A 22101-nucleotide genomic window follows, 5' to 3' on the forward strand; every position below is an offset into this window, starting at 1 on the left:
GTAAGAAGTAATTCTTAGAAGTTGTATCTTCCGATTACACGGATAACATTGTTAGTGTCATCAAAATCTTCAACATCTGCATCCATGAAAGCATACGCTGCAGTAAGATCAATGCTGTCAGTCACTTTCGCAGAGTAAGAAAGATCAAACTCGTTGTAGTCACCCATTCCCATATCTGACATGCCGTATGCTGCACATACTTTACCGCCAAATACATCCGCACCTACTTTTACCATGAAAGTATCACTGTCAAATGCGATTGCACGCTCATTAAACATCATTTGTGTGTAAAGCGCTGTTTGCTGTCCGCCTACGTTAAATACGCCAAATCCGCCATCATCAACAGATGAGAATGCAAGCGCGCCATGGAAGATATCGTATTTCCCGCCGATCATTGCACCGAATGCCACCGTATCGTCACCACTGTTAAAAGTTTCAAATGCATCATGCATTACCGTACCACCTTGCAATCCTAGAGTGTAGTTTTGCATAAAGTTGTACTGCGCGTCACCCCATAGGATGTTAAGATCGTCATTTGTAAGGAATTCATTTGAATAGTACCATGAACCTGTCAAAGTCAAGTTTTCGATCGATTTGTTTTGTGCTGTTAGCATAAACACACCGTGATCACCGTTGATCTCTTCAAATGAGTTCATATCAGATGCAGGTGTACCCAATATTGGAGGCATACCAGCTTGGAAATTAAAGCTTGGATTAAACCCATTCATAGCACCCAATCCGTAACCGTTTTGGTTTGCACTTCTTACCCATGCACCTACCAATGTTGTGTTAGAAATATCACTGTTTACAACAAGCAGTGCATCGTATGTGTTTTTAAATACGTTCCACTCTTCAGAGAAAGCAAACGGCGAAAGCGCTTTTGGAAGCTCTTGACGGCCTAGTTTGAATGATGTATTGTCAAATCCGTATGTCAAATACATTTGAGAAATCCATCCGCCATCAAGGTCGTCCGTACCAAATCCTTGCATTACATCACTTACTACGCTGTTTTCAAGGTCAAAAGTTGCCAAACCGCTTACTTCTACACCTGCACCGATGCCGTTGTAAAGATCAGCATTTACTGCTCTTAATTGAAGACCTGCGTTAGCTGCTGAAGAATCTTGATCGAAAAGATCGCTATAGCCAAACGCATCATGTGTTTGATAATAAAGTGCTGCTTGTCCTGAGAATTCCCAGCCAGACACTGCCGGAGCCGGAGTTTCTACTACTGGCTCAACTGGAGCGATATCCCCGCCCGCCATAATCATTGTCGACGCTACTACTGAAAGTAATAATGTTTTTTTCATTGTAATCTCCTTGATTTTGAATACAGCCAAAGTATAACACATAATATTAAACAATGTCAACAAAATTAATAAAAAATTAACAGATCGTTAATCAAGACCTTTCAGCCCCGTAAATACGGCACTTTTTTCATAGGCAGCAGAGCAAAATAGATATATAAATTGCCCCATAATTGATTGTGTTTAAGGAAAGCCGACCATTTTTTAAGGTTTTAGATACATATTTTCGTGAAGTTTTATGAAATAGATTGAAAAAGGAAGACATGTGCTTGATCAGGTTTGGCCCAAAAAACCAAAACGGCTAGGATTTGGTTGGTTTTGGTTTGATTTTTGCCATGATGAATTGAATAAGTATCATGATAAAAACCACTTCTATCATCGCCGCCAAGACAAAAGCATAGTATTCATTAAGGCTGATAGCGTTGTTGTTGACCGCTATGGTAGCAATCGCAATCAAAAATGTCAGTGGCATTGAATCGCCAAAACTAAACAGGACGGTATCTCTGAAGCCTAAGTATTTATAGTAGGCAACCAAAGAACTTATCAATCTTGCAGAGACCATCGCTAAGACAATCAACCCCGCAGTCGTGACAATCTCTTTGGTGAACAAAACTTTAAGATCAAGCGTGGTACCCACGTAGATGAAAAAAAGCGGCACCAAAAATCCAAAGCCCACCGTATGCAGCGTATGGGGCAACTCTACTTTATGAGCAAAGAAGTTGGCAATAAATACTCCGGCGATAAATGCTCCTAACACCATATCGATACCTAGATACTGCATTACGGCAATAAGGATAAAAAAGAGCGCCATAGATACACGGATATCCTGGCTCATGTTGTCAATTTCGGGCATGATGATTTTTCGAAGCTCAGGAAACCACCACAGCAAAAGGCGTAACGCCCGAAAGAGGTAAAAAGAGACCGCCAGTATCAGTATCAAAATACCGATATTTTTATAAAACTCCATACTGATTCCATGCGCTACAATCGCATCAAAGATAACCAAAGCGGAGATGCTGATCAGTTCCCCGATCACTCCGATAATCAAAGAGAGTTCCAGCCATTTATGGGTCTTCCCGTGTTCATTGATCAGTGCCATAATCATTCCCAAGGAGACGATGGGAATAGCCACAATATAGACAGGATTGAGCCCCAATACAAAGTAAAGCAAAAAGGAGATACCGTACAAGCAACCAAAATAGAGCAAAACGTTTTTGATAAATTTATCTTTGAAGCTGACAAACTTTTTGATATTGATCTCAAGTCCTGCCAAAAACATCAGGTAAAAAAACCCGATCTTGGCAATAGTTTTAAAAATTTCATTGTCCGCTTCAATGAAGCCTGCCCAAACAACCAATGTACCCAGGATAATCTCAATTACGGCCACAGAAATCTTAAATGTTCTTGCAAAAATGGGTGCAACGACAATGAGAAGTGCAATTTGTGATAAAAAAGTCAAATTTTGCATAGGAACCTTACAAATCAAATAAGATGTATTGTAGCCAAACAACTCTTAAAGGGGCAGCCCGTAAAGTACGAATGGGATAGTTGCTGATTTCGTTTGGATTGAAAGAAATATTTTAGGATTATATTTAAGTGGTGGCGCGAGAGGGAATCGAACCCCCGACACAAGGATTTTCAATCCTTTGCTCTACCGACTGAGCTATCGAGCCATTTATTTTATACGTGAAGTGGATGAAATTATAGCTTTTTAAACTTATATATTGCTTAAAAATAATTTGAAGAATAAAAATCAATGCGTTGAGATCCTGAACCTGATTCAAGATGACCACACTGCACGTCATTCCTGTGCAGATGAAAAGCGTTAAGCAAAGTCAAACTGCTTTCTCACAGAGAGTGCAAGCACAAGGACTTTGTAGGTTTGGAACTGAAGGCGATGTGCTTTTACACCGTCGAAGGAGAATTCACAGGCTCCTTTGACGTTATGGATCCCCGATCGGAGTCGAGGATGGCACGGTATGGATCCCCGGGGCAAGCCCGAGGATGACGAAGATACCGCATTTCGCCCCTTCTTCACGTCATTTCGGGCTTGACCCGCAATAAGCCTTGCATTAGAAGTCGTACGTAATACCAAAGCTGACAATATTTGCTCTGTAGTCCCTTGGGCCTTCATCATGCATCAAGTTTTGATAATCTACAAAAAGACCCCAGCCTTTTTCCTGATCGCCGTGGCCATCGAAAGATCTGTCGTATTCGCCTTCTTCTTTGTCGGCATCACGGCTTGAGAGGTCATACTCAAGACCTATCCCGTAGCTCAAACCGTCATGTTTAAATGTTTCATGGAAGGTACCGCAGTCTGCATCGATCTCGGTATGACCATAGCCAAGCAAACCATAGACATTCATTCGATCACCGATGGGCATCATCGGTTTTAGGAAGATGCCGTAATGTTCCACGTCATAAAAGTCGCTGCTGAGATTTGTTGTGAGCGCTCGTGCTTCGATACCGAAGTACTGATTGAAATCGTATCCTGCTCTGATGATGCCGCCCCAGCTCGAATCTTCCGCTCGTGCGCGGTCATGTACCTCACCTGTGGGCGTAAGACAGATGCAGTCGCTACTTACTCCGGCCCAGAGGATGCCGAGCCCCAGATAGAAAGGATTGGGATCAATGTGCACGGGTATGGGCACAATCACCTCTTCGGCAGGAACAATGTCCCCGCCGCCAAACAGAGTGCTTGTCGCGACAACTGCGCTAAGGGTTATGGTTTGTATTGCTTTTTTCATTTTTGCTCCCTCCTTATCTTTGGTTAAGCTCTTCTCTTCTTACAAAGAAAAGGCCAAGCATAAGCGTTATCAGTATCATTAATCCTGCTGAAATATGGTTAAGTGCCGGAGAACCGTCGCTTTTTACATCATAGCAGGTACAGTAGATCCCTGTATCAAGGGTGTTGTCAACCTCACCTGATTCGACACTGACAGACGATATCATACCGCCGCTGTCTGCATCAGAATCAACCGCATCATCGCTGCCCATATTGGTTTTTGTGAAGATGTAGTTTTCAGGCAATCCTGAGAATCTTATGCTGTATATTCCTGGCTCCACGTCAAATCCATAGCTGCCGTTTGCGTCGGTGAGCATTGTTGCTACGACTGTGCCGTTTGCATCCAAAAGCGTCACAGTAAGTCCTTCTACGCCTTCTTCCTCGGCATCCTGGATACCGTTATAGTTGTCATCGTACCACACATAATCACCGATATGTGCCGTTTGCGAAAGAGCTGAAATGGCAATAGTTGCTTCAGCATAGTTGTTGGTAAGATTTGTATCGTGCTGATCCAAAGCTGTAAGTCCAACCCTGTTGGTATAGGTTTCGCCGGCAGTCCCCGTATTAATGGTTGCAGTTACATAGAGCGTAGCTGTCTCATTTACGTCAAGATTTCCGACATTCCAAGTTTCATCACCATCCATACTTCCTGTTTGGGGGTCAAATTGCAAGTCACTTGCAATAGCATCAATCAAGTAGGTATCTTCTGAAATTTCAACACCTGTTGCAACAATTGGCCCGTGATTGGTTACCGTGATGGTGTACTTAATCGTTTCACCTTCTGTCGGTGTTGTATTGTTGACCTCTTTGGTGACAGAGAGATCAAGATCGTCCAGCACGGTAATGTTTTCATCGTCGCATATCTCGGTGCCTTCTATGCAGGCAGTATTGGTGATCGTTTCTCCGGCAACACCGGCAACTATCGTCACATTGATTTCTACCGTTGCAGAATCGCCAGGCTCTAAAATACCGCTATAGGTACAAGATAGCGGATCCCCACTGCAAGTCCAATCCGTTCCGTTGTAATCATTATATGCAACACCATCGGGCAACTCATCGGTTATGTTGATATCGGTTGCATTGCCGTCTCCGGTATTGGTGAGGGTGATGGCATAAATAACACTATCGCCTTCGGCAGGGAAAGGAGTACTGGCAACTTTTTCTATCTCGAGGATCGCTTGACGAACGGTAAGATTGACATCGTCACACACCGGGGTACTGTTTTGATCGCTCACTGCACATGCTTCGTTTGAGATCGTATTTCCTGCCTGGTCTGCGCTGATGGTGGCTGTGATATTGAGTTCTGCCTCAGCGCCGCCTGCAAGTGTAGGGATTGACCATACATGAGTTGTTGAATCATAGCTTCCTGCTGATGCAGAAGAGCTTACATAAACAGTACCGCTTGGCAACATATCTGTTACATTGATATCAGTTGCCGTATCTGCTCCATTGTTAGCAATGTTTATAGTGTAGACGATCGTATCTCCTTCACTTGGTCTTGCATCGCTAACTGTTTTGTGGATCCATATTCCGGCATCCGGACTTCGCGGGATGATGGTTGCCTCATCACACTCGTTGAGCGTCATATTGTCATCCGAGTTTACGCACGCATTGTTTGCAAGTGTATCTCCCACTAGATTCGGATCATTTTCCACAAAAGCAAAAACGTCAAAACTGCTGCTTGCGCCGCCGGCAAATAAACTTTCATAGGCGCAGCTTAGCGTCCTTGAAGTCGCATTGTATTCACAGTCCCAATCCTCTCCTCTAAAGCCTTCATATGTCACGCCTTCTGGCAGTGTATCATTGACGACGACTCCGGAGGTACTGTCGCCATTGTTTGTAACGGTCACCGTGTAGGTGATCTCGCTTCCGATTGCAGGAGTAGAATCACTCACCGTTTTGTTGATATCTAGATCGATAATCGGAGCAGCCATCAGCGGGCAGTTCCCCATATTGTCATCGATCTGATCCGGAGGGACATTGTCGTTTATTTCAGCGTTCGTGGTGCTGATATGGTAAGTAATCCGTTCAAACGGCGACATGCCGACGGTACTCCATTTTACGCGCCACTCCATTTGGGCGCCGTCTGCGCTGCCTTTTCCGATAAGATCGGGTGATGTACGACAGTTTGTTAATCCCCCGGCTATCGTATAGCCATCCGCACTGCCTACCCATGATTCAGGAACAGTTGTTCCGCCGGGATAAAGAAGGGGAGTTCCGACATCAGAGTCTTGCCATACCATCGGGTCACCTGCTGCGTCAGCAGGCACATAATCACAGATTTCCATCTCTACTGTTCCGGTATTGCCTTGCCATCCTGCAACTAGAGCAATATCACCACTTTCCATCAAACCATCAGCATCCCCGTCTTTATAGAAAAGAAAGGTTTGCGTATTGCTGGTTGAACCTACACGCTGAGTGTAGCCATAGACATAACCGTCAGAATCTTCTTCTCCGGTCCAGCTAAATCGGACGATATTTCTTCCGGTGGATTGAATTTCGCCGGTTATTGTTTTGTTGATGTCATAATCTCCTTGACATCCTGAATCACAACTTCCGTTGTCAGCATCAGGAAGTACACCGGCCCAATCGCTCATGTCTCCGTCTATGGAGATCGCACTGATGGTCATATTGCCGTCTCTGCTGTCGCAATCACATGCAGGATCAGGGACGAGTCCAAACGATTTTGGCTCAATGACATCATCGGGATCCTCTATCACAATATTTTCATAGCTTCCGGTTGCCGGTATTCCAAATTTCATATTGGCAGGCGGTGTCGGTTCAGCATCTTTAAGGTCTGTATTGTTGTCGACAAACAGCGTGAATGTTCCTGTATAATTTTGTAAATTAAATGAAAATTCTCCCGAAGGATGTGCCGGTTGTGTTACTTCTATTTTACCCGAAGGGTATAGCAATTTGACCCAAACCGCTTCCGTGGTACAAACCTCTCCGCTGTCCTGCATGCCATTTTCATTTAGATCGCAATAGACATTTCCTGAAATAGTTGCTGCGGTAAGATCGGTAAGCAGCAATATACTTGCAGCGGCTAATGATTTCATCAGTCCCATTTTATCTCCTTTGAATTAATATGTTTTAATGTTCTGAGCGTTTTTTAAAGCAGCCCGCGCATTAATCTAGGATGCATTTTAAAGGGAATTTTGGAAATGAAATTTCTCAACCCTTCCTCTCTCCACCCATTCCGCCATCTTGTTTATTGTTAAAATAAACTATGCCTTTTTATTCTAACATAAAAATACCTCATAGCATTATAAAATGATAAAGTATCTCAAAAATGGTTGATATTTTTGAAATAGTAATAAATATCTATCATTTTTTTTGATGAAATATTTTAATATCCAGAAAAAAATAAATCAGCTAACTAAACTTTTGAGAGTATTCGGCCGGCCGGCCTCTATGCCAGCGCTTTCACCAGCTGCATAAACGTTTCGCCTCGGTGTTTGTAGGAAGTAAACTGATCGAGACTCGCTGCAGAGGGAGAGAGCAGGGCGATGCTTTCGCGGGTGTGTACTTTGTCTATCGCTTCAACGGCTTTGTCGATCGTTTGTGTGTTGGTTGCATTGATGCCGTAGGTTTTGGCAAGAGCGAGAAGTTTTTCTTGGTTGGATCCTATGATGTAGAGTGTAATATGAAGTGCTCTCATGCTTTCAAAAAGCGGCGCAAGATCTACGCCCTTGTCATCCCCGCCTATAATGAGGTGGATGGGTTTGTCCGCATAGCCTTTGAGTGCCTGGATCGTTGCATCGAGGTTGGTGGCTTTGGAGTCGTTGACCCAAAGTCTGCCGCGGGCATCTTTGAACTCTTCTTGCCTGTGGGCATCCAGCACAAAAGCGTTCATCAGTTCATAGTCTGCTTCGTCAAAGAGCACTTTGGTCACAGCAAGGGCCAAAAGCGCATCTTGAAGAAAAGCCGCTTTGAAACGTACTTTTGAACCGTCAAGGCTGAAGTACTCTCCCAAAAATTCGTTCGAGTCATACTCCACTACATAGGCGTTTGTTTTGGGCAGATGCAGCCCTTTGGGAACCAGCGCAAGCTCCCCTTCTTTCATCGTCAAAAGCGGTTTGAGTTTGTCTGCTTCATACTGCTGCGGGGTGCCGTGCCAGTCCAGATGGTCAGGCGTGATGGGCAGCAAAAGGTAGATGTCGGGAGAAGCGCTATGGGTGTGATGGAGGGTAAAAGAACTGGTTTCAAGCACCCAGATCGGCGCATCAGGGCTGAGCGCCGCCAAGGGTGTGCCGATATTGCCGCCGCTTACGGCGCCCCTGTCTTTCAAGAGATGCGTGAGCATTTGCGTGGTGGTAGTTTTGCCGTTAGTGCCGCTGATCCAAATAGTGAAAGGCTTTTGCCCTTCAAATGAGTAATGAGTAGAGAGTAATGAGGAATGAGAGTTTGGGCGTTTTGTCGGTTGCTCATTGCTCATTGCCAACTCCTCGTTGCCAAGAAAGTAGTCATACTCGCTGAGCAGATGTTTGGCGTTTTGGATGAGCGGATGGGTCGGTTTGAGGCTGGGAGTGGTCACTTCAAGCATACTTGCTTCAGGGTCAAAGAGATGCGAAGGAAAGAGGCGGTTTCCCTCTTCGTCCGTGTAAGGCTCTTTGACGTTGTCGTCGAAAAAGGTGCATTCTCCGCCTAAAGCATGGGCGATCGCCTTGGTGGTCAGTCCGTATCCGAAAAGTGTCGGTTTCATGAAAAACTCCGTTTATCTAAACTTAAATGAGATGAGCGCCAGCAGGTTGGCCAGAAAAGAGATCATCCAAAAACGGACAATGATCTTGTTTTCCGCCCACTTTTTGAGTTCAAAATGGTGGTGTATGGGTGCCATCAGAAAGATACGCTCTTTGCGGAGCTTGTAGCTTCCCACCTGTAAAATCACAGAGACTGTTTCGATGACAAAGATAAACCCTATAAGCAGAAGCAGTACCTCGCTTTTGCCCAGTATCGCAAGATAGGCCAAAAAACCGCCGATCGCCAAACTGCCCGTATCTCCCATGAACACTTCGGCAGGATAGCAGTTGTACCATAAAAATCCAAGCAATCCTCCTGCAAGCGCTGCGGCCATGATGGTCATCTCTCCGACGCCTTTGATATTGGGCACGAGAAGATAGCCGCTAAAGATGGCATGACCTGTCACATAGAGGATCATTCCCAAAGAGGCAAGCGCAATCACCGAGGGTACGGTAGCCAGCCCGTCCAGTCCGTCGGTGAGGTTGACCGCATTGGTAGTGGCCAAAAAAACAAGTACCCAAAATAAAACCATAAAATAACCAAGATCAAAAAGAGGTGTTTTGAAAAAAGGAACATAAAATTCTGTAGGAAAACCTGCATACAAAAGCAATCCCGCAACCAAAACGGCAATAAGAACCAACAGAGCCATTTTACCTTTGGGCGTGAGTCCTTCGAGATTGTTGCCTGAGAGTACTTTGCCGATATCGTCTTTGAATCCGACCAACCCAAACCCCAAAAGCGTTACAATCCCGCCCCAGACGTAAAGATTGGAAAGTTTGGCTGAAAGCAAAGTGGCGATCAGGGTCGCGATGATAAAAACAGCGCCCCCCATGGTAGGGGTATGTTTTTTGCCTTCATGGGCGGGGACGTATTTGCTAATGGGTTGATTGGCTTTTTTGGAGGCAGCCCAGGCGAGATAGCGAGGAATGGCAAAAATCGTAAGTACAAAAGCGAAAAAAAATGCAAAACCTGCACGTACGGAGATGTATCCGAAAAGATTGATAGTTAAAAGTTGTGAAAGTTCAAACAGCATCGCATTTCTTTCATTAAAGATTTAGGAAAGGTTATTTTACTATTATTTCAATAAATTTTGAGTATTCGAGCTTATATCTTATGCAGTATTTACATAAACAGGTTAGATTGGCGCTGCAGCGAAAAAAGTTTAATTGAAACAAAGAATACAAAAGGATGAATATGCAGGGACAAAAAACAGTTTTGATCATCACGGACGGCATAGGATGGAAACCGCACAGTGCATGCAATGCGTTTGCAGATGCGGTAAAACCGACGTATGATATGCTTTTTGAAACAGCGCCCAAAGCGCTGATTTCTACGCATGGACTGAGCGTGGGGTTACCGGTGGGACAGATGGGAAACTCTGAGGTCGGACACATGACGATAGGTGCAGGAAGAATACTCTATCAAGATCTGGTCAAAATCTCTTTGGCTTTGGACGATGGGAGCATAGAGCGCAATGAAGCTCTCAATGAAACGTTGGCAAAAAGCGGCAGGGTTCACCTTGTAGGGCTTTTAAGCGACGGAGGGGTGCATTCGCATATAGAGCATACGATCGGGCTGGCAAAGCTTGCTAAGGCAAGAGGGAAAAAAGTCTTTTTGCATCTGATCACTGACGGCAGAGATGTAAGCCCTGTTTCTGCAAAAATTTACATAGAGCAGATAGAGTCTGTTTGCGATGAGGATATCTCGGTAGCCACAATCGGCGGGCGTTTTTTTGCGATGGACAGAGACAATCGCTGGGAGAGGATAGAAAAAGGATACAGAGCGATCGCCCAGGCTGCGCCAAAGAGTTCTTTGGCGCCCCGGGCGTATGTAGATGCAAGCTACGCCAAAAAAGAGACTGATGAGTTTATAGAACCTGCTGCTTTTGCCGGATATGAGGGGATGCAAGAAGGCGACAGCGTTATTTTTACCAATTTTCGCTCAGACAGAGCAAGAGAGATTGTTACGGCGTTGGGAGAAAAAACATTTGACAAGTTCGAGCGGCGGTATATCCCGTTGCACATTGCTACCATGACCCAATATGATGCCACATTTGCCTATCCGGTGCTTTTTCCCAAAGAGTCTCCCAAAAATACATTAGCCGAAGCAATAAGCCGTGCAGGATTGACTCAGCTTCATGTTGCAGAAACCGAAAAATATGCCCATGTCACCTTTTTTATGAACGGCGGGATAGAAACACCCATGATAGGAGAGAGTAGGGTGCTTATCCCCAGTCCGGATGTGAAAACGTATGATATGCAGCCTCAGATGTCTGCCCCGGAAGTAGGGGATGCTGTTGTTACGGCGATGGATGAAGGATATGATCTGATTATTGTCAATTTTGCCAATGGTGATATGGTAGGCCATACAGGCAACTATGAAGCAGCACGCCAAGCAGTGCATGCGGTAGATACTGAGCTTGGAAAGATTATTGCTAAAGCCAAAGAGGATAGGTATGCTATTGTTTTGACCAGCGACCACGGAAACTGCGAGGAGATGTGTGACAAAGAAGGACATATCCTTACCAACCATACCGTAGGCGAAGTGTGGTGTTTTGTGCTGGCTAACGGCATAGAGAAGGTCAAAGAAGGGTGCGGCCTGAACAATGTAGCCCCTGCGGTGCTTAAAATTATGGGGCTTGAGATACCCCGGGAGATGGATGAGCCGTTAATTTAATACATTGACTAAATTTTTATTTCATAGTACTATAAAAAATCAAAAGCCGCATTTTTTGCTCTCACAGATAGAGCCCAAAATAAAGCGGATAATCGTATAAAATGTTTGGACGGGATGAATGCAAAAGGAGAAAAGGGAATGGAAAGAAAGATAAAAGAATCCGTGGGGACTTTGCTGGCCCACATCATTAAGGTAGATCACAGAGATGTAGAAAAGATGGCACCGCTTTTTTGCGAAATTATGGGGCAGGACTTTAAGTGTAGTCCTGAAGAAGCCGAGGCGTTTCTTCGAAGGATAGTCAATGAGCCGTATGATCTGGATGCGCATATAAAGATCATCAATCAGGCTCTTTGTGAAGATAAGCTTTCGAAGTTTCATCTTTTGGAGCAGCTCAATCATGTCATCTACTCGGATAAAATAACTCCTCAGGATTATGAAATTTTTGAAGATATAAAAAACAGGCTTTTTGTATGCAACTCATCTAAAAGCTAAAAATGCACATGTTACAATAGCAGCAGAGTAAAAATTAAAAAAAGGGTAAAGATGAAATTTTCAGGTTCAAATGTATTGATAACAGGTGCCAGCAGAGGTATCGGGGCACAGATTGCGCAAACGCTGGCTCAAATGGGACTTAAAGTTTGGATCAATTATAGAAGCGGGGAAGCTCAGGCAAATGCAGTCAAATCCCGGATAGAATCTATGGGCGGCAGAGCAGAAGTGATCGGATTTGATGTGAGCGATGAAGAGGCGTTTGTGGATGCTGTAAAACATATCACGCAAACGGACGGTGAACTTTCGTATCTAGTAAATAATGCAGGGATCACCAATGATAAACTGGCCATGCGCATGAAAGCAGAAGAGTTTATGTCTGTGATCGAAGCCAACCTCAAATCAACTTTTATCGGATGCCGTGAAGCGCTCAAAGTGATGGGGAAAAAACGTTTCGGATCGGTAGTAAATATCGCTTCGATTGTGGGTGAGACCGGAAATGCAGGGCAGACAAATTATGCAGCCAGCAAAGGCGGAACGATCGCAATGACCAAAAGTTTTGCTATAGAAGCAGCCCCTAGAAATATCAGATACAACACCATTACTCCGGGGTTTATTGCCACAGAGATGACCGAAGTACTCAAGGATGAAATCAAAGAGGCATTTACTGCCAAGATTCCTTTGGGAAGATTTGGTGAGCCTAAAGAGGTCGCCGAGGCTGTAGCTTTTTTACTTTCTGATCATGCTTCTTATATCACGGGAGAAACTTTGAAGGTGAACGGGGGAATGTATATGTAGACCTCATGTGTCTACGTATTAATTTGTCTGTATGCACAGGAAACCGCTAAGATAAAAATCTTCTTTTTGCAAAGTACCACACTAAAAAAATGACGGCTGCGGCAGAAAGCACTGTTATAAGTGTGTCGCTATAGACGATGAGCGTTGCCTCAAAATTTTTAATCAAATAGGTCCATAATACAATGGCAATCAAAGTACTAAAAATAACAACAAGAATCGTGGTTGAGTGTCTCAGTCCCATCAGATAACCTACAAAACTTCCTACGACGGGGCCTGTCATCGTTAAAGGAAAAAGCACAAACAATACAAGCCCGACAATGCCGTATTTTTTGATGAGCGGCTGGTACTTTTGGGCGCTTTCTTGGGAACGCTGCAAAAAGTCCTTAAGAGGCGCATAAGAAACCACATGGAGGCTTTCCCAGCTCATGACAAAAAGAGGATAAAAGATTAAAACCATAATGGTTTCAATAAAAAGATTAAACATAACAAGCCAGAAGGTATCCATCTGAAAGGCAATACCTATAGAGAGTCCGCTCATCCTTCCAAAAAGAATATTCGATGCGGTCATACTCAGAAGTATATTGAAATCTTTAGGATTGACGACGGCGTAGAATGCCAAAAGCAGTAAAAGTGCCACAAGAAGCAAAAGGCCTGCAGCCAAAATACGGCCTTCGCTTTGTTTGGAAAATATATGTTGCAGCATGCAGAAACTCCCGAATCGATTCTTTTGTTTTTGTGAGATTATAACTAAATCATTTGAGGTTTTGTCTCATTTTCCCCCGGTGTATGAGTATCTTTTTTGGTTTATGCGGCATTGATAGCGCACTTCTGTCTTTGAAGCGGCCACTATGTTTTAAATGAAATAAAAGAACCGATTATGAATTTTAGGTATAATGGTTTTTTATGTTTTTTGAAAAGGAGAAGGATGTCCATACGACTTTTGGTACTTGAAGACGATAGATTATTCAACGAAACGCTCCAGGATTTTTTAGAAGAAGAGGGATTCATTATCGATTGCGCATTGGATCCCTACAGTGCTTTGGATTTTACGTATAAATTTAAATACGATATTTACCTTTTTGATGTCAATCTGCCCTATGAGAGCGGTTTTGACCTTTTGGAAAAATTAAGAGAAAGCAAAGATATGACGCCGGCTATTTTTTTGACCTCGCGAGAAGATAAAGACTCGCTTGCTCAGGGGTACAGGGCAGGGGCAGACGACTATATGAAGAAACCGATCGATTTGGAGGAGTTGCTATTTCGTATCGAGGCATTGCTGCGCCGTCAGACAAGACACAGCAGGATCATTTTAGGAGAGTTTGAGCTTGATACGGTTGCAAAAAAATTATGTTTAAACGGCAAAGCTGTTGATATAACGCAAAAAGCTGTCGAGCTTTTAGTGCTTCTTTTTGAGTCCAAAGGCGAAGTGGTAACGATTGAGAGGATCAAAGACCGGCTTTGGTCGGCAGATCAAATGCCAAGCGAGGGTGCTTTGCGGGTTTATATAACACAGCTTAAAAAATATTTCCCCTATGCAATTTTAAATATACGCGGTATCGGATATCAGTTCAGGGCGGAGAATGTATAAGAAAATATGGATAGCGACATCGGTATATGTTTTAAGCGTTGTCTGTTGTTTGGCTTTGATCTATTTTTTTATGCGGGAGAGCGGGTTTAACGAAGAAAATTTTTTGATCATCGGCGGAGTGGTAGTGGTATTGGGCTGGGGAGTGGGACATATTTTGTCCTCTCATTTGCTTGCGCCCCAAGCAAGTATTGACACAAATCTTTCTGAGCTGATCAATGAGGTTGTTCATGAATTAAATCTTCCTCTTTCTACCATCATCGCCAATACGGCATTGTTGAAAAAACATACCGAAGATGAAAAATCTATAAAGCGTATTGAGAGAATTGAAGCCGCTTCGCATAGGCTTGAAAGGCTTTACAAAGAATTGGTTTACGGCATTAAAAAAGAACTGCATCCTATCGCCAAAGAGAGGGTAGCTCTGGAGCAGTTATTGCAAGAGCGGGTGGATATTTTTGAAGCTTTTGAGAGAAATCCTTTCGAGATGCAACTCGAAGCCTGCAGCATCTATGTTGATAAAATAGGATTTGAAAAAATGATAGACAATCTCTTGATCAATGCCATGAAGTATTCTCCCAAAACAAAACCCATCAGACTGACTTTGACAGAAAAAACGCTTGTTATTGCAGATGAGGGAATGGGCATGGATGAAACGCAATTGGTGAGAGTGTTTGAGCGGTATTATCAAGGAGACAAGCAGCAAGAAGGAGAGGGGATAGGTTTGGCATTGGTAAAAGCCTATTGCGATGCGGAGGGCATAGGCATACAGGTGCATTCTCAAAAAGAAAAAGGCACAAAGATTATTTTAAATTTAGCCAAAATGGTTCACGTATGATTCATTTTTATTTAGTATGATAGGCGTTGCGGAAAACAAAAAGGAATAAAATGAAAAAAACTATTTTACTCCTGGAGGACGATCATCAGCTCAGTGGAACAGTGAAGCAGTTTCTTCTTTATCACGACTATGAAGTACTTTGTGCTTATGATGCGCTTCAGGCAGGGGAGCTTGTATATGAAAAACACATCGATTTGATGCTGCTTGATGTCAAGGTGCCCCATCAAAACGGTTTTGATTTTCTTCATGATCTTCGAAACAGGAAAATTCAGACTCCTGCCATCTTTATTACTTCGCTTAACAGCGTAGAAGATGTAACCCGGGGATTTGCTATGGGATGCGATGATTATATCCGCAAGCCTTTTGCGCTCAAGGAGCTTCTTGTCAGAATAGAATCTTTGATCAAGCGTCGCTATGGAACACACGACCAAAGGATTGCTTTGAGAGAAGGACTGTGTTTTGATATCAAAGAAAACCTTTTGCTGCAAGGCAATAAAAAAATCCCCCTTAAAGCAAAAGAGATAAAACTTCTTGTGTTGTTTCTGGAAAGACCTTCTGAGTTGTTGACCTATGAAACCCTATTTGAAGCTTTGTGGGAGTATGGCGAAGAGCCGAGTCACGGCAGTCTTCGCACCTACATCAAAACACTTCGGATAATTGTCGGGAAAGAAAAAATTGAAACAGTGAAGCACGTAGGATATCGCTTTGTTAAAGAGTGAAAAAAAGAGTCTTATCCGTTTTTTGCTGATCTATCTCGGATCAACGTTTTTGCTTTTTTCTTTGGCTTTGTGGATCTTTTATCAGCATCAAAAACATCAATTGATCGATCAGCAAAGAAATACGCTCAAATACGAAGCGCAGCAGATAAAAACACAGCTGCATAAGCTTCACGAAAGTTCCGATCCCAAGCTGTTTTATCCGGTGCATCCTCCTTTTGTTTCATCGATTTATGATGTGGACAAACACTATATATTCGGAGACCTCAAAGGGGTGCATTTGATGAATGAATCGAGCTATATGCAAGATGAAACGCAATTGTACTATCTGGATAAAGTTGAACCTTATTTTTTGGGAGCAGCTTTTTTGCTTGTTTCAAAAACGTTGGATATGAAACCTATTGTCAAACTTCAAGAAACGATGGTGTGGTTTATGCTGGGGGCAGGAGTATTTTTTGGATTGCTGGGTTATTTTTTGGGAAAACTTTTTGTCGCGCCGATGCGGGATTCCATTAAGCAAATGAACCGGTTTATTCAAGACACGACCCATGAGCTCAATACGCCTATCAGTACAATTTTGACCAATATAGAGATGCTTGAAACTTTTGGAAAATGTGAACAAAGCAATGAACTTCGGCGCATTGAGATCGCATCAAAAACATTGAGCCGTATCTATGATGACCTGACGTATCTCAATCTCAATCATCACTACCATCGCTGTATTGAATGCGTGGATGTTTCCGGTGCAATACGTGAACGCTTAGTTTTCTTTTCTTCGATGATAGAGGCCAAAGGGTTAATCCTACGCCTGGATATTGATCCCGGAGTGGTGCTGGAGATGGATCGCAATGATCTGGTTCGCCTGGCAGATAATCTTATCTCCAATGCAATCAAATACAACAAAACCAAAAGTTTGCTTCATGTTTCTCTTACAAAGGAGTATTTCCGCGTTGCAGATGAAGGTATAGGCATAAAGGAAAAAGATATGGAAAATATTTTACACCGCTTTAGGCGTGCTAACGACAGCGAAGGAGGATTTGGTATCGGCTTGGATATTGTCAATCAGGTGGTCAATAGTTATCAATTTGTGTTGTCTATCAAATCGAAAGTGCAAAAAGGAACAGAGGTGGAGGTAAGATGGGCAAACTAATAGGAATTTTTATTTTGATGTATACGTTCGCATCATCAGAAGACAGCATTCAGCTCGATACAAAGCAGCTTCAGCAGGAGTGCTTACAATGTCATCAAAAGCAGCAGATTCCCAATGAAATGGTCTACCGCCGCTATCTTTCTATCTATAGCACACATGCACGCATCAAAGAAGCCATGGTTGCGTATTTAAAAAATCCCCAAAAAGAACACTCCATTATGCCGTCCCAATTTTTTCTAAAATTTCCCATGAAAGAAAAACAAAATATTGACGAGGAAAGACTGATCAAAGACGTGGAACTGTATCTGGATATGTTTGATATAAAGAAAAAGCTTGCGCTCTAATAATAGTTTCATATCAGTGCGATACAATGCATCAGCAAAAAGAGAAGCTGTTAACACTAAATTAACATTTTGGTGACATACTTCACCTCCCCTTTAAATAAATAACAAACAGAAGGAAAAAAGTTTTTTGTGGTAGAACATAGATATTTTATTTCATTTTTTATCACGACGCTCGTTTACCTTGGGCTGTTTGGTTCCTACTTTATATTGCGCGATACCTTATTGATAGAGGAACAAAAAGCCGCAGACAACACGATATGCATGTGCCTGAGCGAGTTTGTTCCCCCGTCTGATGCTCCTGTCGAAGAGACGCCAAAAGAAGAGCCCGTTGAAGAAATACCCGAAGAACCTGCCATAGAAGAAGAGCCGGTTGTCGAGGAAAAGCCACAAGAAGAACCTGTTGTTGAAGAGACGCCAAAAGAAGAACCTGTTGTTGAAGAGAAGCCTGTCATAGTGCCTGAAGCAGTTAAGCCCAAACCTGCCCCTAAGCCTGAAAAAAAGAAAGAGCCGGTCAAAAAAAAGATTAAAAAACATATCCCTCCAAAACCTGCTGCAAAGAAGATGCCATCACCCAAGGGCGCGCCGACTCAAGCATTGGTAAAAAAAGGTACAGCCCAAAAAGACAAAGTTGCCGACAAAAATGCTTTTCTTGCAGCCGTAAGACAAAAGATAAATCGCCATAAAAGTTATCCGGTTATTGCCAAGCGAAGAGGAATGCAAGGCAAAGTAGCAGCCGAATTCACCATCCTGGCCAATGGCCATGTTTCCAATATCAAACTAAGCGGCTCAAAATTCTTCCATGCTTCGGCACGCCAGGCCATCGAGAAAGCTTTTCCTGTCAGTACGGTGGGTCGAGCCCTGTCTTTTCCGATGACGGTAAATCTCATGTTGGAATATCGTTTAACACAAAATTAACAAAAAAATATTATCCTCCTGGGAAGTAAAAATAACGGGAGATTTAAAATGAAAAAAGTGATTTGTCTTTCTATTGCAACTTCATTCTTTTTGCATGCGGCAAATGTGGAGCTTGGAACGATTGAAGTAGAAGAAAAAATAGAAACTGAAGTGATCAAGGATGTAAGCAGCGAAGAGATCAAGTCTGCGGACGCGGCAGAAGGACTTGCCAATGAGTCTTCAAGCGTATGGCTTGTCAGAAGAAGCGGTATCTCGAATGATATCATCGTCAGAGGACAAAAAAAAGACAACATCAACGTCACCATCGACGGAACGAAAGTATTCGGTGCCTGCCCTAACAGGATGGATCCCCCGATTTCGCATATACTCACGAACAATATTGAATACATTGAGATGATCGAGGGGCCTTACAATGTAGAGGATTTCGGCGTATTGAGTGCTGATGTAAAGGTGCATACCAAAAAACCGACCGAAGAGACTACGGGTGAAGTCAATCTCGGATTTGGAAGCTGGGGATACAAAAAAGCTTCTTTCAATGTCAGCGGCGGGGGAGAAAAAGTAAAATTCCTGCTTAGCGGCTCCACCGAATCAGGAGAACAGTACGAAGACGGAGACGGCAACGACTTTGTAGAGCAGATCGCAGAAAACGGATTGGATGCAAGCGGTTCGCAGTATCAGCCGAAATATCAAAATCTCGATGCGTTTGAAAAGAAAACCGTGATGGCAAAAATGTTTTGGAACATTGCTGACAATCAAGAATTGAGGCTGAGCTACACGGGCAACCGAAGTGATGACATTCTTTATCCTTCTACAGCAATGGACGCGCTGTATGATGATTCGGATATCTTCAACATCGAATACACCGCAAAAGATCTGGGCAAGTACTCCAAAGCGTTGGATGTGCAGCTTTACCAGTCAGAAGTAGACCATCCGATGTCAACACTCTATCGCAAGGCTGCAGCTGATATAACAAAAGAAATGACGCACCATTTGGATACGAAAACCCAGGGGGCGAAAATCAAAAACAGTTTTGACGTGGAGAATCATACGGTCACAGCAGGACTGGACTACAGCGTAAGAAATTGGGACGGGGCATTTTATAAAAACGGCGTATTCCAGTATACTAGCCTTTATGATGTGGATACCGAAAACTATGCACTCTTTTTGAAAGATACCTTTAGGATGGATAAACTTGAGTGGAACGTAGGTTTAAGATATGACGACACGGAAATCACTTCGCAAAAAGCCGGACATCCGATCAATGATTACAGTGAACTCAACGGCTATATCTCCGGAACCTATCATGCGGATGAAAATACCCAGTATTTTGCCGGGATCGGCAAATCCTCCAGGGTGCCTGATGCCAGAGAGCTTTATATTTTCATGAAAGGCGTACAGGTAGGTTCGCTTGAATTGGAAAATACAATCAACTATGAACTGGATATGGGAATTGAGAAGAAGTTTGAAAATGCTACTTTCAAAGGAAAAGCATTTTACAGTATGCTCAAAGACTTTATCGCTTACAATTCAAGTAAAACCTCCATGTTCTTTGAAAATGTGGATGCGACCATTTACGGGCTGGAGCTAAGCGGAACATACGTAGCGAGCGAATCGCTTTATTTTGACTATGGCATGTCGTACCAAAGAGGCAAAAAAGATGATCCGCTGACAGGACAAACTTCAACCAATCTGCCTGAAATCCCGCCGTTTAAATTCAATGCAGCGCTTAACTACCTGTATGATGAAAGTTTAACCTTCAGGGCTGAATTGGTTGCTTCGGATGAATGGAGCGAGTATGACTATGATAACGGGGAGCAGGAACTGGATGCTTATGCGGTGCTCAACCTTAAGGGTACAAAACAGCTTAATAAAAATCTTGAGCTGACAGTGGGAATTGACAACGTGTTTGACAGCACCTACACCACAGCCAATACTTATGAAGACTTGACATTGCTTGAAGCCGGAGAGGACATCATGCTTCTCAATAACCCGGGACGCTACGTTTATACCAATATCAAATTCAAGTTTTAATTCAAACCCCAAAGGCAAGTGCGCCTTTGGGATTATTTTTCCTTCATCTGCCTTATTTAAATGTGTAATTATGTATATCCTCTGCAAAAAAGCGCACCGTCAAAAAGCAAAATAACTCCTTTTTATCATTTTTTTGTTATAATAATGCGTATATTTAACTTAATGAAGGAGTAATGAATGGCATTATTTGACGATGTGAAGGAAGTAGTTGTAGAGCAGCTCAACGTGAGCCCGGATGAAGTAAAAGAGGAGTCCAGATTTGTTGAAGATCTTGGGGCTGACAGTCTTGATGTGGTTGAGTTGGTTATGGCGCTTGAAGAGAAATTTGATATCGAAATTCCTGATGATCAAGCTGAGGCGATTGCAACAGTGGCAGATGCCATCAAATTTATCGAAAACGTATAATTTTGATACTAAATCCCTTTAGGGGGATTATATAAGACATAGATTAGCACTTGTAAAGCGTTAATCTATGTCTTAATTACATTATTAGATAGGAGAGAAGCAGTGAGAAGAGTAGTAGTAACAGGATTAGGGATGATAAATGCTCTAGGACTTGATAAAGAGAGCGCATTTTCTGCCATTATAGAAGGAAAGGCAGGCGTTAGACTTATCGAATCGTTTGACACGAAAGACCAAACAGTCAAAATCGCTGCTGAGATTACAAATTTTGATCCTTTTACTGTACTTGATCCCAAAGAAGCAAAAAAAGCAGACCGGTTTATCCAGCTTGGGCTTAAAGCCGCAGCTGAAGCCATGGAAGACGCAAAGCTTCCGGAAGATTTTGACAGGGAGAGATTTGGTGTCGCTTCTGCTTCCGGGATCGGCGGACTTCCCAATATTGAAAAAAATTCTATAGTTTGCGAACTTAAGGGCTCAAGAAGAATCTCTCCGTTTTTTATCCCTTCATCGCTGGTCAATATGCTCGGCGGGTTTGTTTCTATCTATCAAGGCCTTAAGGGACCCAACCTTGCTTCGGTTACTGCTTGTGCAGCAGGTACGCATGCCATCGGTGAAGCGGCCAAAAGTATTATGGTGGGCACTGCTGATAAAATGCTTGTAGTCGGAGCAGAGTCTGCTATTTGTCCTGTAGGAATCGGAGGATTTGCCGCAATGAAAGCGCTTTCAACCAGAAATGATGATGCCGCAGGATCATCAAGACCCTTTGATGCAGAACGCGATGGATTTGTTATGGGTGAAGGCGCCGGCGCTATAGTGCTAGAGGTGTATGAGGATGCAATTGCCAGAGGCGCAACAATCTACGGAGAGCTCATTGGATTTGGTGAAAGCGGTGACGCCAACCACATCACTACTCCGACAATGGATGGGCCGCTTCGCGCGATGAGAGGTGCGTATATGATGGCAGGAGAACCAAAAGTGGATTATGTGAATGCCCACGGGACATCAACGCCGGTTAATGATAAAAATGAAACCGCAGCGCTTAAAACACTGTTCGGAGGAAAAGAAAACTGCCCGCCTGTAAGTTCAACCAAAGGACAGACAGGGCATTGTCTTGGTGCTGCAGGTACGATTGAAGCAGTGATCACATTGATGGCTATGAGAGATGGCGTGCTTCCCCCCACTATAAATTATACGACGCCTGATGAAAATTGCGACTTGGATTATGTGCCTAATGCCGCAAGAAAAGCAGAAATAAACGTAGCGATGAGCAATTCATTTGGTTTTGGTGGTACCAACGGGGTCGTCATCTTTAAAAAAATATAAGGATT

General features: G+C 43.2%; 19 protein-coding genes and 1 tRNA gene. 12 read left to right on the forward strand and 8 right to left on the reverse strand.

Annotation, left to right across the window (positions count from 1 at the left end; all coding sequences use genetic code 11):
* Positions 1-14: 14 nt before the first annotated feature.
* The 7 genes from CFH81_07905 to CFH81_07935 form a co-directional block, all read right to left on the reverse strand.
* On the reverse strand, positions 15-1307 hold the full coding sequence (locus CFH81_07905) for a hypothetical protein (GenBank protein DAB40119.1): 1293 nt from the start codon (positions 1305-1307) through the stop codon (positions 15-17).
* A gap of 298 nt (positions 1308-1605) precedes the next feature.
* Complete coding sequence (locus CFH81_07910) at positions 1606-2772, reverse strand: sodium:proton antiporter (protein DAB40120.1); 1167 nt, start codon at positions 2770-2772, stop codon at positions 1606-1608.
* A 129-nt stretch (positions 2773-2901) separates the two neighbouring features.
* A tRNA-Phe gene (locus CFH81_07915) sits at positions 2902-2977 on the reverse strand.
* A gap of 399 nt (positions 2978-3376) precedes the next feature.
* Positions 3377-4051, reverse strand: a complete 675-nt coding sequence (locus tag CFH81_07920; GenBank protein ID DAB40121.1) for a hypothetical protein — start codon at positions 4049-4051, stop codon at positions 3377-3379.
* A gap of 13 nt (positions 4052-4064) precedes the next feature.
* Positions 4065-7157: a hypothetical protein gene (locus CFH81_07925; protein DAB40122.1), complete on the reverse strand. Its 3093-nt coding sequence runs from the start codon at positions 7155-7157 to the stop codon at positions 4065-4067.
* A gap of 344 nt (positions 7158-7501) precedes the next feature.
* Entirely contained in the window at positions 7502-8794 is a 1293-nt protein-coding gene (locus CFH81_07930) for a UDP-N-acetylmuramoyl-L-alanine--D-glutamate ligase (protein DAB40123.1), read from the reverse strand.
* A gap of 12 nt (positions 8795-8806) precedes the next feature.
* Positions 8807-9865 (reverse strand): phospho-N-acetylmuramoyl-pentapeptide-transferase, encoded by a 1059-nt coding sequence (locus tag CFH81_07935; GenBank protein ID DAB40124.1) that lies wholly within the window; start codon positions 9863-9865, stop codon positions 8807-8809.
* 161 nt (positions 9866-10026) lie between these two features.
* Here CFH81_07935 and CFH81_07940 point away from each other — a divergent pair, with 161 nt between their 5' ends.
* From CFH81_07940 to CFH81_07950, 3 genes are all read left to right on the forward strand, one after another.
* A complete protein-coding gene (locus tag CFH81_07940; protein DAB40125.1) occupies positions 10027-11508 on the forward strand; it encodes a phosphoglycerate mutase (2,3-diphosphoglycerate-independent) in 1482 nt (493 codons plus the stop codon).
* 138 nt (positions 11509-11646) lie between these two features.
* Complete coding sequence (locus CFH81_07945) at positions 11647-12000, forward strand: hypothetical protein (GenBank protein DAB40126.1); 354 nt, start codon at positions 11647-11649, stop codon at positions 11998-12000.
* Between the two features lie 51 nt (positions 12001-12051).
* Positions 12052-12795 carry a 3-oxoacyl-[acyl-carrier-protein] reductase gene (locus CFH81_07950; protein ID DAB40127.1) on the forward strand — a complete coding sequence of 248 codons (744 nt, stop codon included), beginning with the start codon at positions 12052-12054 and terminating at the stop codon, positions 12793-12795.
* A gap of 46 nt (positions 12796-12841) precedes the next feature.
* Here CFH81_07950 and CFH81_07955 read toward each other — a convergent pair whose 3' ends face one another.
* Positions 12842-13498, reverse strand: a complete 657-nt coding sequence (locus tag CFH81_07955) for a hypothetical protein (protein ID DAB40128.1) — start codon at positions 13496-13498, stop codon at positions 12842-12844.
* 222 nt (positions 13499-13720) lie between these two features.
* On the opposite strand from CFH81_07955, the gene CFH81_07960 reads away from it, so the two are divergent.
* The 9 genes from CFH81_07960 to CFH81_08000 all read left to right on the forward strand — a co-directional run bounded on the left by CFH81_07960 (position 13721) and on the right by CFH81_08000 (position 22096).
* Positions 13721-14383: a two-component system response regulator gene (locus CFH81_07960; GenBank protein ID DAB40129.1), complete on the forward strand. Its 663-nt coding sequence runs from the start codon at positions 13721-13723 to the stop codon at positions 14381-14383.
* Positions 14376-15215, forward strand: a complete 840-nt coding sequence (locus CFH81_07965; protein DAB40130.1) for a two-component sensor histidine kinase — start codon at positions 14376-14378, stop codon at positions 15213-15215. Before CFH81_07960 ends, CFH81_07965 begins: the two co-directional genes overlap by 8 nt.
* Before the next feature lie 50 nt (positions 15216-15265).
* The gene (locus CFH81_07970) at positions 15266-15934 is read left to right on the forward strand and encodes a two-component system response regulator (GenBank protein DAB40131.1); all 669 of its coding nucleotides are present in this window, start codon (positions 15266-15268) and stop codon (positions 15932-15934) included.
* Positions 15921-17081: a hypothetical protein gene (locus CFH81_07975; protein DAB40132.1), complete on the forward strand. Its 1161-nt coding sequence runs from the start codon at positions 15921-15923 to the stop codon at positions 17079-17081. Before CFH81_07970 ends, CFH81_07975 begins: the two co-directional genes overlap by 14 nt.
* Positions 17069-17425, forward strand: coding sequence for a hypothetical protein (locus tag CFH81_07980; protein ID DAB40133.1), 357 nt, complete (start codon positions 17069-17071; stop codon positions 17423-17425). Before CFH81_07975 ends, CFH81_07980 begins: the two co-directional genes overlap by 13 nt.
* A 129-nt stretch (positions 17426-17554) precedes the next feature.
* Positions 17555-18340 (forward strand): hypothetical protein, encoded by a 786-nt coding sequence (locus tag CFH81_07985; GenBank protein ID DAB40134.1) that lies wholly within the window; start codon positions 17555-17557, stop codon positions 18338-18340.
* 48 nt (positions 18341-18388) lie between these two features.
* Complete coding sequence (locus tag CFH81_07990) at positions 18389-20371, forward strand: TonB-dependent receptor (protein DAB40135.1); 1983 nt, start codon at positions 18389-18391, stop codon at positions 20369-20371.
* Positions 20372-20548: 177 nt separating this feature from the next.
* Positions 20549-20776 carry an acyl carrier protein gene (gene acpP / locus CFH81_07995; GenBank protein DAB40136.1) on the forward strand — a complete coding sequence of 76 codons (228 nt, stop codon included), beginning with the start codon at positions 20549-20551 and terminating at the stop codon, positions 20774-20776.
* 102 nt (positions 20777-20878) lie between these two features.
* Positions 20879-22096 (forward strand): beta-ketoacyl-ACP synthase II, encoded by a 1218-nt coding sequence (locus CFH81_08000; protein DAB40137.1) that lies wholly within the window; start codon positions 20879-20881, stop codon positions 22094-22096.
* Positions 22097-22101: the final 5 nt, after the last annotated feature.

Origin of the sequence: Sulfurovum sp. UBA12169 (assembly GCA_002742845.1) — a bacterium.
Taxonomy (GTDB): domain Bacteria; phylum Campylobacterota; class Campylobacteria; order Campylobacterales; family Sulfurovaceae; genus Sulfurovum.